A 13253-nucleotide genomic window follows, 5' to 3' on the forward strand; every position below is an offset into this window, starting at 1 on the left:
TTCCGGCTCCTGGAACGGCATCGTCTGGCAGTTAATCTACTTTTGTTCTATTAAGATGACACCTCTTTCTCTGTGGTATTGAAGACTTCGGGACTCTTTACTCTACCAAAACGAAGCGATTTTTCTATTTTCGTTAACCCATCAGTCCATTTGGATTTGATCCGCTACTATACATGGTATTAGGCTAAATATTTGGGATTTAGTCGAGTAGAAGTGAGCTTAACGCTCACAACTCTCACAGATCCTTACTTAATTAAAGGCATGAAAATAGATGACCTTTGTCGAATCTCTATATCAAAGGAGATGAGCATATATACCTTATATTGAAGGTCTAATTCATTTACTTCTATAAAAAAGCTGATTAAAAAATTCACCCCACTGTTAAAAGGTTTCGGGTTATCGACGGCCAACCTATCGCGATTGGCTGCACAAAATTAAAGGCGAACTACTCTAAAAAGCAACACTTTAATGCTAATATTGTCAGTAAGAAGCAAGAGTATATCGATGAATAAATTCATGCTTTTGCATGACTTTTTAAAGGAGGATAATCGCCAAAAACAGGAAATCAAGGAAAAGTTAGGGTCTATCGGGCGAAAACAGAAAATTCATGAAGAATTATTAAATATAAAAGGGATTTATTATAAACTTTATAATATATAGTTTACTATACTTACATTCACCAGCAATCTAAAAGCACATTAATGATAAACAAAATGCATGTTGACGAGTCATTTACACTCGTTACTGCTGTGAAACAGGACCCAAGTGAAGCAATTTACTGTTGAGATTGCCAGATCAAGGCCAGAGATATCGGTAACGCATTTATTTGTAATTTCGATTATAATAGAAATAAGGCTTTCGTTTTTGGCAATAGCGAAGCCACATAAGTAGATAGTAATCGAAGGAGGTTCTTTCATGTCCAATTCATCTCATGACCGCAAAGGTCGTTTAACCGATATTCCCGTATCCATCCTGGATCTCGCCCCGATTACCATCGGCAGCACGGCCGCCGAGTCGCTGCGGAACTCGCTTGATCTGGCCCAGCACGCGGAAGGCTGGGGGTACCACCGCTACTGGCTGGCGGAGCATCACAGCATGCCCGGCATCGCCAGCTCGGCGACGGCGGTCGCGATCGGCCACATCGCCGGCGGCACCAAGAAGATCCGCGTCGGCTCCGGCGGCGTCATGCTGCCGAACCATTCGCCACTCGTCGTCGCGGAGCAGTTCGGCACGCTGGAGTCGCTGTATCCCGGGCGGATTGATCTCGGCCTGGGGCGGGCGCCCGGCTCCGACCCGGCGACCTCGCAGGCGCTGCGCCGCGGTCCGGGCAGCGACGGCCAGGATTTCCCGGAGCGGCTCGCCGAGCTCCGGAACTACTTCCAGCCCGCACCCGGCTCCTCGTTGGCGGTGCGGGCCGTCCCCGGCGAAGGCCTGGACATCCCGATCTGGCTGCTCGGCTCCAGCGGCTTCAGCGCGCAGCTGTCGGCCCAGCTCGGTCTGCCGTTTGCCTTCGCCAGCCATTTCGCGCCGGATTATATGCTCCCGGCGCTCGATTTGTACCGCGGCCACTTCCGCGCCTCGGAAGCGCTGGCGGAGCCATACGCGATGATCGGCGTCAACGTGATCGCGGCCGATACCGACGAAGAAGCGCGGCGGCTGGCGACGTCACAGCAGCAGCAGTTCCTGAACCTGATCCGCCGCCGCACCGGAAAGCTGAACCCGCCGGTCGACCACCTCGACTGGTCGCTGCAGGAGCAGGCGCTGATCGAACGGCAGCTCAGCTGCTCCGCGATTGGCTCGCCGTCCACGGTGCGCGATCAGCTGCAGCTGATCCTCGAGCAAACAAATGCCGATGAAATCATCGTGGCCGCGCAAGTTTACGATCATCAGGCTCGTTTGCGTTCCTATGAGCTGCTGGCGGAAATTTGCTCTTTATAATCCGTCGGGCTGTATCCCGTATACTCCTTAAACACTTTGGAGAAATAGTGTTGATCGGTAAACGACAGCAGGTCCGACAGCTCCTTGAATTTCATTTCCGGCTTGCAGGCCATCAGCCTGCAGGCCTCTTTGATTTTCAGGCCCGTATAGTACTGCACGAATGTGGCACCGGTAAATTTTTTGATCACTCGGCTGATATAGGAAGGGCTTACATGAAATTTCGCCGCGATGTCGACCACCGACAGCTGGGAATACATATTCATTTTCACGTATTCGTCCATCTGCGCAAACAGTTCCTCGCCGCTTTTTCGGCTATGCGCCTGCAGCATCTCGAAGCACTGCCCGGCCCACTCCAGCAGCTCGCGGCCGAAACCGGCGTAGCTCTCCGCCTTAAACAGCTGCTTCGCCTTCACCTCAAGATCGGGCCGGAGGGCCGCTCCCCGCTCCTCATACAAATGAGCGAACGTATCGACCAGCAGCCCGACAAACCGCTCCAGGTCCAGAAGCCTGGCGTTCTCCTCCCCCCATTTGGCGAGCTGTTCCGTCAGTTTAAGCGCGAACTGCTCCTTGCGGCGCCCGCGGATCATATCCGCGAAACCAAACGCCACATGCGGCTCCATCCCGACTTCCCCCGGCTTCGTATCAGGAACGGGAAGTCCCGTATCCAGCACTCCCCCTTTCATGATCCGCTGCCGCTCATTCAGGATGGACGACACCCGATGGTACAGCTCAGGCAGCTTCTCCGGCTCGGCGGACAGCACCTGCCCTCCGAGCATCGCGTCAATGCCACAATCGTACAGGTGGCGCCGGGCCGATTCCAGGCATTCATAAACCGAGGAGTACATGTCCAGCACCGGCCTGTTCACCAGAACAAGAAACTGCTTCGACGTTTGCGTAGGGAAAACCCAGCAGCGGTGAGGGGTGAAAATCTCCGTTAAGCAAAGCTGGACCTCCTCCCGCGCCCAACGTTCTTCCCCTGCCGTAAACGGCTGGCGGCGCACGATCAGCAGCACCTTCGCATAATGATGAAACTCGTCATCCAGGTGCAAGTCCGCAGCATAACCGGGAGCCACGATATCTTTTAACATCGCCGCATCGCCGGGCGCCCGCTTGTTCAACTCCCCGATCGCCCGGTCCATCACTTCCGCCAGCTGCACGCGCTCCACCGGCTTCAGCAAATAGTCAAACACCTGAAGGTTCAACGCCTTGCGGGTATATTCAAAATCGCTGTACCCGCTGATCAGCACGTATTTCAGCTGCGGACTGATCAGCTTGGCCTGCTCGATCAGCGCGAGCCCGTCCATTTTCGGCATCCGGATATCGGTCAGCAGCAGATGGATCGGTTCCCGCCGCAGCGTCTTCAGCGCCTCTTCCCCGTTGGTCGCCGTCGCCGCGATGCGGATCGGCAAATCCATAGATTCCAGCAGCGTTTTTATGTTCCGCAATATTGGCTTGCTGTCCTCCACGATCATCACGTTATACATCGCCCGTCCCTCCTGTTATGCTCAATAGAAATCCTTCGTCAGCGATCCGATGATTTGCACCGTAGCGCCCTTTTCCCCGTCCGAATGATTGAAAATATTGAAAAACAGCCGGTTCTGATACATCAGCTTCAGCCGGCCCACGCTATTGACAATCCCCATGTTTCCGATGGCCGACCGGTGGTTCTGAATTTCGCTCACGCCCGCAGCGGACTGCTCAATGTTATCCAAAATTTCGCCGATTTTGTCCGGCGGAAAGCCGTCCCCGTTATCTTTGATTTCGACGGCCCATAGCCCGTTAAATTGTTTCACCGTAATTTTGATCCGCCAGGGAGGATCGCTGTTCGTGAACGCATGCTCGATGCAGTTCTCCACAAAAGGCTGGATAACCAGCCGCGGCAGCTGGATTTCATGGGACAGTTCGTCCGCTTCAATTTCCCATTCCAAATCGTCCTCATATTTTTGCTGAACGAGGGACAAGTAGTGTCTCGTATGCTCCAGTTCATCGGCCAGCGTCACATGGGCGTAAGGCGACGACACGATGTAACGCAGGCTGTCCGAAAGGTGTTTGCACATGTCGGACACGACCTCCGTTTTTCCCTCTTGTGCGGCAATGCTGATCAAATAAAGGACATTATGGATAAAATGCGGGGCGATCTGGGCCTGGAGCGCGGAATTGCGCGCGTTCACCTCTTCATGCAGCGCCAGTTTCTCCCGTTCGATCGATTCCTGCAGCCGCTCCATGAGGTCCTGGAAAGCTTCGTTCAGCAGGATCAGCTCGTTGTTTTGCGGCCGGCTGTCAACCTTGACATTCATGTTGCTGTAGTTGATACGCCAAATCTGGCTGCGCAGCTTGCGGATGGGCAGCAGCAGATTGCGTGTCGATAGAAAAATATAGACGAAGGAAACCACTATCAGCGAGGTAATCAGCAGCATCGAAATGTATTGCACCGAATTGACGGGGCCGAGCACCGCCTTTTTAGGCGTCACGATATAAGTGGTCCAGCCGGTTTTGGGCGACTGGGAATAAGCCACGTAATTGTTGAATTTGTCAACGTAAACACCGTCGCCGGTCACCCCTCCAGTCAGTACGGCATGATCCGTATCACGGCTGGTGCGGGTAATTTCCACGCCTTGCCCATCAAGGATATACACCTCTCCGCCGGCGATCCCTTTGGTCATTTTTTCGATATAGGGCTGATCCATTTGAATAGAAAGATAACCGAACACTTTGCCGTTTTGGTTGTTGATGGCGCGGATAAACGATACCGTGTCCCCCTCGCGGGTCAACATAAATCCGCTGCCGCTCCACCACCCGCCCGGACCGCTTTTTCCCAGATAGGATTCCAGAGAAAGCGGACTGCGCTGAGTGCCGATATAAGAGACGAGCAGGTTGCCCTGTCTGTCGTAAATGATCATGTCTTTGATGGCCATGCTCGGCCCGATCGCCTGAAACATCGTATCCCTAAGCTTTCGCGTGCGGTTTAACATTTCGACATCGTTCGCCGGGTCTTTATCCAAAAGGGTAAAAATGTCCTTGCTGGACAATATACGCTGCGACAGCTGGTTCTGACCGTCGATGTAAGCGTCGACCTGTTCGCTGACTTTGGCCGCGGTCATCCGCGTTTCGCCGACCGTTTTCTCCTTCAGCGGCTTGACCACGATCAGATTGACGTATACGGTAAAGCAGCCGAGCACAAACAGAAGCAAGGCGATAAACGTGAGGAACACCTTCGTTTGCAGGCTGAACTGATATTTGCGCGGTACGGTTTTTACGATCATGGCTGCCGGTTCGCCTCCTCCATCCGCCAGGATGCCGCTCTTGATGCCAGGTTGCCGCTCGTGATGTTCATAGACTCGTCCTAACTGTACCACGCCCATTCGCAAAATGACAACGGTTTCAAGTTCAGAATTTTACACATCAACTGTCATGTACAGACATGTACCTTACCTCAGGCAAAATTTATAATCAAATTGTAAACGGATTCAAAATAAACGATTTACGGGGGGATTCATTTATGAACAGCAACCGCAAGAAAAAAATAACGGCCCTGGCCTTGGCCAGCTTGCTGTCCATCTCACTGGCGGCTTGCGGATCGGGCGGCAACGGTTCCGGCAGCGCGGCGGGCGGGGAGAACGGCGGAAACGGAACCGGCGGCAAAAAAGTAACGATCGAGCTGGCCATTTCCAAAAGCTCGCAGGATTCGGCATTTATCCAACAGGATTTGCTGGACGAATTTGAGCAAAAAACAAACATTCACGTCAACCTGCAGCTGATCCCTGCCGAGCAGACGACGACGGTGCTGCAGACCAAACTGGCCGTCGAGGAAACGCCGGACATTATCCAGTACAACCTGGCGAGCGCCACGACCGACCTCAACCTGGAGCGGAACTTCGAAATTCTCGACAACGAGCCTTGGGCCAGCCGGATCGTCAACAAGGACGTGCTTTCTGCCAACGGCCATCTTTACAGTTTCCATGTCAGCCAGGACACGGGCATGCAGGGGGTCGTGTACAACAAGCAGATTTTTGAAGACCTGGGCCTGTCGATTCCGAAAAACTTCGACGAGTTCCTGGCCGTGTGCGAAAAGATCAAAGCGAGCGGCATTACGCCGGTATTTATGCCATACAAGGACAATTGGGCCGCTAACATCTGGCCGGCCGCCGCGTTTGCCGATTTCGCGGCCAAAAACGATCCGACGTTCTTCGACGATCTGAACAGCAACAAGCGGAAATGGTCGGACATTCCGGAATTCCAAACGTTCCTGCAGCAGCAGTACGAAGTGTACAAAAAAGGCTACACCAACGCCGACGTGCTCAGCGACAGCTACGATATGGCGGTCGGCAAATTCCTGAACAAGGAAGTCGCGATGATGTTTATGGGCGACTGGCTGATCGAAGGAGTGGCTCAGCAGGATCCTTCCATGCGGCTGGGCGTGTTCCCGATCCCGTCTTCGCAAGACGCCAGCCTCGGCGCAAGCCCGCTCGGCGGCCAGCTGTTCATTCCGAAGAAAGCCCCGCATATGGCGGAAGCAAAGAAGTTCCTGGACTTCATGGCTTCTAAGGAAGTGGCGCAAAAAATCGTCGATTCCAAAGGCTACGTATCCAATCTCAGCGACGTCACGACGCCGGAGCTGCCGGAATACAAGCAGGAAATCGTCGACAATTACATTACGCCGAAGAAAACCGTGCTGACGTCGGACGCTTACATGCTGGTTGACCGCAGCGAGCTGTACAGATTGCTGCAGGACCAATTCGCGGGCGGCTTGACGCCGGAAGAAGTGCTTAAAGCCTGGGATGAAAAATTCAGCCAACTGATGAAAGATAAAGAGGTTCCCGGTTTCTAAGGGACGATGGTGTAAGAAGGCAGCATAAAATCTCCGGATTTTATGCTGCCCCAGGCTATGATGGGGGTGTGAGAACATGAAAACAATGAAAAACCTATACTCGTATTATCTGATTTTACCGGCCATCCTGATTTACTCCGTATTTTTCGTGGTCCCGGCGGTGATAGGGTTTTACTATTCTTTTACCGACTGGCGTCTGGACCGGCTGGATATCCGCTTTATCGGCTGGGAAAATTTCAGCAAAATTTTCTCCGACAAAACGCTCACCCTGGCGCTTAAAAATACGGTCATCTTCGCCGTCGTCACCGTCGTCGGCAAAAACGTGATCGGCATTTTGCTCGCCGTCGCTTTAAACATGCGCTTGAAAACGAAAAACCTGCTGCGCGCGCTGTTTTATTCGCCTTCCATCCTCAGCATTCTCGTCATCAGCATCCTGTTTACGCCGATGCTGCGCACCGAAGGCACGATCAATCAGATGTTTGAAGCAATAGGGCTGCACTCGCTCAGCCAGGCTTGGCTGACCAATCCGCAGCTCGTCATCTGGACGATCGCCGCCGTGTCGATTTGGCAAAGCGCCGGGTTTCAGATGGCCATTTATTTGGCCGGCCTGCAGTCGATTTCCCAGGAATATTACGAGGCGGCCAGAATCGATGGGGCCAGCTCCTGGAAAAGCTTCTTTAAAATCACGCTGCCGCTGCTGCTGCCGGCGATCAATATCAATCTGATGCTGACGTTGATTGGCGGACTTAAAGTGTTTTCGGAAGTGTACGTCATGACGGGCGGGGGCCCGGGCAACGCTTCGCAGGTCGTCGGCACGATCATTATGCGGGCCTTCGGCGAAGGCAACTGGGGGCTCGGCACCGCGGTCAACACGCTGCTGTTCGTGGCCGTGACGATTATCGCCATTCCGCTGCTGATCTTCATGCGGCGTAAGGAGGTCGCAGAATAATGGGATACACGCGCAAACTCGCCATACGCAACTATATTGTGGAAGGCATCTTGATCCTGGCCTCGCTGCTGATCATTTTGCCGCTGCTCATTCTGATCTTTGGCTCGTTTAAGACGAGCGCCGAAGTGCTCAGCTTTTCCCTCAAGCTGCCGGAGAAATGGCAGTTCGCCAACTATGTCCGGGTATTTGAGGAAGGCGGACTGTCCAGGGCGTTCCTGAACAGCGTTTGGATTACCGGGATTTCGTCCATCATCAACATCGTCGCTTCCTCGGCGGCCTCCTTTATTCTGGCGCGCCGGGAGACGAAAGTCGCGGGTACGATTTACATGTACTTCTTCATGGGGCTGATCGCCCCGATGTCCGTGATCACGACGATCCGTGTCGTGCAGTGGATGGGCTTCTACGGCAGCATCACGAGCGTGATTCTCATTTATGCCGCGCTCAACACGGCGTTCAGCGTCTTCCTGTACAGCGGGTTCATCAAAACGATTCCGAGAGCGCTGGATGAAGTCGCTTTTCTCGAAGGAGCGAGCGTATTCGGTGTGTTCTTCCGGATTGTCACGCCGTTGATCCTGCCGGTGAACGCGACGGTGGCCATCATGGTGTTTATGTCCGTGTGGAACGATATCACGATTCCGGTGTATTTCCTTACCGACAGCTCCACCTGGACGATGCCCTTGTCGATTTACAATTTCTACGGCAAATACAGCCGGGACTGGAACCTGATTTTCGCCAATCTTGTGCTGACTTCGCTGCCGGTGTTCATCCTGTATTTATTCGGCCAAAAATACATCGTCAGCGGCCTCACGGCCGGCGCGGTGAAGGGGTAAGAATAAGCTGCCTGCGCCTTTGCCGAATAAAGTGTTAACTTCCCCCTCTAATATAAAAGCGGCAGGCCAGGAACTTCGGTTGAAGTCCGGCCTGCCGTTTGTTTGTTCTTGTTAAGACGAAAGCTATAAGTTGAACTAAAGAATGTGCGAATTTGGGCAAGAGGGTTCAATATTCTAAAGAGTACACACTTTAGAATATTGAACCTAGGTGAAATGATTCTGAAGAAGCTGAAAGCTTTCTGGAAGAAAGCTGCTTCGGAAGCACAAGCTGCGTTCGCCTTTGCGACCGGATTTCTTCCGAATTAGAATTTAGTTCAATCATAGAAATCTGGGAACAACAGCGATCGTAAGAACATTTCACCCGGCTGCCCTTATGCGTACAGATTAGGTTCAACTTTTATAGATTGCAGTCTTAACCTCTTTTATTTCGCTTGAATATAGCCTTCCGCTTTCAGCAGCTCGGCGATCAGTACGGCTCCGCCCGCCGCACCGCGGAGCGTGTTGTGCGACAGTCCGACGAATTTGTAATCGTACAGGGAGTCTTCGCGCAAACGGCCCGCCGAAATGCCCATGCCGCGTTCGATGTCACGGTCCAGCTTCGTTTGCGGCCGGTTTTCTTCTTCAAAATAGGTAATGAACTGCTTCGGCGCGCTTGGTAATTCGAGCTCCTGCGGCCGGCCTTTGAATTGCCGCCAGCGGGCGAGGATTTCTTCTTTCGACGGTTTGTTCTCGAAGGAGATGAACACCGTAGCCAGATGGCCGTCCGTTACCGGAACGCGGATGCATTGCGACGTAATCAAAGGCGCGCTGGCCTTGACGATTTCCCCGCCCTCGATGCTGCCCCAGATGCGCAGCGGCTCCTGCTCGCTTTTTTCTTCCTCGCCGCCGATGTAAGGAATGACGTTGTCCAGCATTTCCGGCCAATCGGTAAAGTTTTTGCCGGCCCCGGAAATCGCCTGGTACGTGGAGACGACCACTTGGGTCGGCTTGAAGTCCAGCAGCGGATGGATAGCCGGTACGTAGCTTTGGATAGAGCAGTTCGGCTTTACGGCGATAAATCCGGTTTTGGTGCCGAGCCGCTTGCGCTGCGCCTCGATCACTGCGATATGCCCGGGGTTGATTTCCGGGATGACCATCGGAACGTCCGGCGTCCAGCGGTGGGCCGAATTGTTGGAAATGACGGGCGTGCCCGCTTTCGCGTACGCTTCTTCGAGCGCTTGAATTTCATTCTTTTTCATATCGACCGCGCAAAAAATGAAATCGACCCGATCGGCCACTTCATTCACTTTCGAAGCGTCCTGCACGACGATATTTTTGACGGCTTCCGGAATCGGTGTCGCCATTTTCCACCGGCCTTGCACGGATTCCTCATACGTCTTCCCCGCCGAACTCGCACTGGCCGCGATGGCGGTCACCTCAAACCAAGGATGCTGGTCCAGCAGCAGCACAAACCGCTGGCCGACCATGCCCGTTCCCCCGACAATACCCACTTTCAACTTTTGCGTCATCCGGTATCAACCCTTTCCCCATGTCTTTTTCACATATTGATAAATAACTATTCAACCCGGCTGCGTTGGTGTATGGCAATATGCGCAAAAAAATCCCGCCCCCAAGACGATCCGTCTTAGGGACGAGATTTACGCTCGCGGTACCACCCCAAATTCGCCGAAATGTCGCCATTTCAGCCTCTTCGAGTACGGCATCGCCCCGGGCGACGCTTATACTCTAGCTCTGTAACAGGAGCCCCTGCCACACCACCCCCCGCTGTTCGGGTTCCGATGCGGTGCTCTGAGACTTTCTTCAATAAACAACTCTTTACCCCTTTTCAGCAAACGGGGCTCTCTGGAAAAGAACTCGTTTATCTACTCTTCTCTTCATCGCGTTTCATTATTACGTATTCAATGTACATATTCGGTGTACGTATTCGGTGTACGTATTCGATATACATATTCGAAATTACGTATTCGATATTGCATGTCGCATTTCAATGTTGAAATTATATTATCAAATATTAGCCGGAACGTAAACAGGATTGAACAAATTCCCAGAGCGGCCGCAACCTCATTCTCGAAATCCGCACAAAATAGACGCGCACAGGTGGGCCCGGAACAACCGAGATTAGTGCTTGACAAAATAAATTATGATAGCGTTCGTGTCTTAGTATCCCTGCATGCTGCTTTGCACGATTATCCCTCTTGTTCAGGGGGGGAGAGGGTAGGGGCTAATCACGGTCCTTTCATTTTTCCCGGTGTCGTGCCCCATTCTCCCGTCAGGTCTGCTTCGCTTCACCTAAACCTCCTTCTCACAAATCTGTCTAACGATCTCGAACTAACGATCTCGAAAATGTCTGCTGCTCCCAAACCTATTTTCTTCTCCTGAACTTCCCCTCCTCTCTGCTTCCGGATTAAATGGGATAATCCTGCAAAGCGTCCGGACAGCGGATATTGATCTGCCGATATTTCTTGCCACGATCGCTTACCGGCCCTCCCCGTCAAGCGCTGATTATTAGGTTGAGCCAAAATAAGTACAAAAAATGCCGCTAATGGTGCTGAACACGGTAGGCTCCGGAAAATAAGCACATAAAGTACCGCTATTTTGAGGGCCAACGGTCCTCGTCATTCCAGCAGTTGGCTGGTGGTGGCTGATACTTGATGAGTCTATAGGTTGAGCCAAAAATAAACGCAGCTATTTTCACATAAAGAAAAAATTTAATAATTAAAAAAATGTTCTTGCAAATTAGTGCTTACCACACTACCATACAAGTATGGTAGTTACTAGCTAAAAACTAAGCCTTTGCTTTCGATGCCAGTTTTACTCGAAGCTGTTGCATGGCAGTATTCCCAGCAAAACTAAGCCCACGCTTACGATGCGAGTTTTGCTCGAAGTTGTTTCATGCGGCATCTCACACAAAACTTTCAGGAGGTGATGAAATGAACGACATGTGGCTCCCGCAGCCGGGATCGGCCGGGAACGCGGTGTACGGCCAATTGAAGGAGCGGATCGTCACGCTGGAACTGCCGCCGGGGACGGCGCTTTCCGAAAAAGAGATGGCCGCGGCTTTCAACGTCAGCCGCACCCCTGTCCGGGAAAGCTTTGTCCGGCTGGCCCAGGAGGAGCTGGTGGTCGTTTTGCCGCAGCGCGGCACGCGCGTGTCGCTGATCGACCCGGAGCTTGTGCTGGAAGCGCGGTTTATGCGGGAACAGCTGGAGCGCGCCGTGATCCGGCTGGCCTGCGAGCAGTTCCCGGAGGAAGGCTTAACCGCGCTCGCGGACAATCTGGCCCGCCAGCAGGACAGCATCCGGCGGCACGACAATCACGCGATGTTCGCACTGGACGAAGAGTTCCACCGTATCCTGTTCAGAGGTTGCCGCAAGCTGGGCACCTGGAACGTCATTCAGCAGATGAACGCCCACCTCAACCGTACCCGCGTCCTTTGGCTGACCACCGATCCGCATTGGGAACATTTATACGACCAGCACAAAGCGATGTACGAGGCGATTCTGGCCCAAAACGCCGGAAGCGCCGACCAATTGATGAAGGAACATCTGAATTTGAGCATAGCCAATTTGCCTGTCCTGCAGGAGAGGTATCCGGATTATTTTAAAAAATAAATGGCGGTGATTACATGCGTATGGTATTTCGCTGGTTCGGCGAAGGCAATGACACGGTTTCGCTGGAACAGATCAAGCAGATTCCCGGCGTGGAAGGCCTTGTTTGGGCGCTCCACGACGTGCCGGCCGGAGACGAATGGCCGATGGAGAAAATCGAGGAAGTCCGCAGGCAGGCCGATCGCTACGGGCTCCATCTTGATGTTGTTGAAAGCGTTAACGTTCACGAAGATATTAAGCTGGGCTTGCCAAGCCGGGACGGGTACATCGAAAATTACAAGCGCACCATTGAAAAATTGGCCAAGGTTGGCGTCAGGGTCATTTGCTACAACTTCATGCCGATTTTCGACTGGCTGCGCACCGATCTGCATAAACCCACCGGAGACGGATCGACGGCGCTGTTTTATGAAAAAGCGAAAATTCATAACATCGACCCGTTTGAGCTGGTGCGGACGATCAACGAGAACAGCGCATTAACGATGCCGGGCTGGGAACCGGAACGGCTGGCGCATTTGACCAAGCTGTTTGAAGCATACCGTAATGTGACTGAAGAGGACCTGTGGAAGCATCTGCAATATTTTCTGGAAGCCATACTTCCGGTTGCGGAACAAAACGGCATCAAAATGGCGATTCACCCGGACGATCCGCCGTGGCCGATTTTCGGTCTGCCGCGCATCATTACGAATCAGCAAAATCTGCGCCGCTTCCTGTCGCTTGTGGACAGCCCGTCGAACGGAATTACGCTGTGCAGCGGTTCGCTTGGGGCCAATCCGGAAAACGATATTATCGCCATGATCCATGAGTTCCAGGAGCGGATTCCGTTTGCCCATATCCGCAACGTGCGCGTGTTTGACAACGGCGATTTCATCGAGACGTCGCATCGCACCGCGGATGGCACGGTAGACATTGCCGGGATCGTAAAAGCTTACTTCGATAACGGCTTTAACGGCTATGCCCGGCCGGATCACGGCCGCCACATTTGGGGCGAAGAGTGCCGCCCCGGATACGGGCTTTACGACCGGGCGCTTGGCATCATGTATTTGTGGGGTTTATGGGATGCTTATGTCAAGGCCGAGCAAGCAGCAGAGTCCAAGCAATAA

At 52.9% G+C, this 13253-nt stretch carries 9 protein-coding genes and 1 other annotated feature; of the genes, 6 read left to right on the top strand and 3 right to left on the bottom strand.

Annotated elements, in window-relative coordinates; all coding sequences use genetic code 11:
* Positions 1–915: 915 nt before the first annotated feature.
* Complete coding sequence (locus tag NYE69_RS00505) at positions 916–1938, top strand: LLM class flavin-dependent oxidoreductase (protein WP_278738843.1); 1023 nt, start codon at positions 916–918, stop codon at positions 1936–1938.
* Here NYE69_RS00505 and NYE69_RS00510 read toward each other — a convergent pair.
* Positions 1905–3422, bottom strand: coding sequence for a response regulator (locus NYE69_RS00510; protein WP_278738841.1), 1518 nt, complete (start codon positions 3420–3422; stop codon positions 1905–1907). The two genes, NYE69_RS00505 and NYE69_RS00510, sit on opposite strands and share 34 nt — an antisense overlap.
* Before the next feature lie 21 nt (positions 3423–3443).
* Positions 3444–5201 (bottom strand): sensor histidine kinase, encoded by a 1758-nt coding sequence (locus NYE69_RS00515; protein ID WP_340922692.1) that lies wholly within the window; start codon positions 5199–5201, stop codon positions 3444–3446.
* 236 nt (positions 5202–5437) lie between these two features.
* Between NYE69_RS00515 and NYE69_RS00520 the strand changes: the two genes are divergently transcribed.
* The 3 genes from NYE69_RS00520 (at position 5438) to NYE69_RS00530 (ending at position 8545) form a co-directional block, all read left to right on the top strand.
* The gene (locus NYE69_RS00520; RefSeq protein WP_340922695.1) at positions 5438–6766 is read left to right on the top strand and encodes an ABC transporter substrate-binding protein; all 1329 of its coding nucleotides are present in this window, start codon (positions 5438–5440) and stop codon (positions 6764–6766) included.
* Positions 6767–6842: 76 nt separating this feature from the next.
* Positions 6843–7715, top strand: a complete 873-nt coding sequence (locus NYE69_RS00525) for a carbohydrate ABC transporter permease (RefSeq protein ID WP_340922697.1) — start codon at positions 6843–6845, stop codon at positions 7713–7715.
* Positions 7715–8545 (top strand): carbohydrate ABC transporter permease, encoded by an 831-nt coding sequence (locus NYE69_RS00530; protein ID WP_240752175.1) that lies wholly within the window; start codon positions 7715–7717, stop codon positions 8543–8545. The genes NYE69_RS00525 and NYE69_RS00530 overlap by 1 nt, the downstream gene beginning before the upstream one ends.
* Before the next feature lie 422 nt (positions 8546–8967).
* On the opposite strand, the gene asd is transcribed toward NYE69_RS00530, so the two are convergent.
* Positions 8968–10053, bottom strand: coding sequence for an aspartate-semialdehyde dehydrogenase (gene asd, locus NYE69_RS00535; RefSeq protein ID WP_340922702.1), 1086 nt, complete (start codon positions 10051–10053; stop codon positions 8968–8970).
* A 115-nt stretch (positions 10054–10168) separates the two neighbouring features.
* Positions 10169–10432: a binding site (T-box leader), on the bottom strand.
* Between the two features lie 1043 nt (positions 10433–11475).
* Between asd and NYE69_RS00540 the strand changes: the two genes are divergently transcribed.
* Both NYE69_RS00540 and uxuA read left to right on the top strand, forming a co-directional pair.
* Complete coding sequence (locus NYE69_RS00540; protein ID WP_036619058.1) at positions 11476–12156, top strand: GntR family transcriptional regulator; 681 nt, start codon at positions 11476–11478, stop codon at positions 12154–12156.
* Between the two features lie 14 nt (positions 12157–12170).
* A complete protein-coding gene (uxuA, locus tag NYE69_RS00545) occupies positions 12171–13253 on the top strand; it encodes a mannonate dehydratase (protein ID WP_326044723.1) in 1083 nt (360 codons plus the stop codon).

It is taken from the genome of Paenibacillus sp. FSL R5-0527, from assembly GCF_038008055.1.
Classification (GTDB): domain Bacteria; phylum Bacillota; class Bacilli; order Paenibacillales; family Paenibacillaceae; genus Fontibacillus; species Fontibacillus macerans.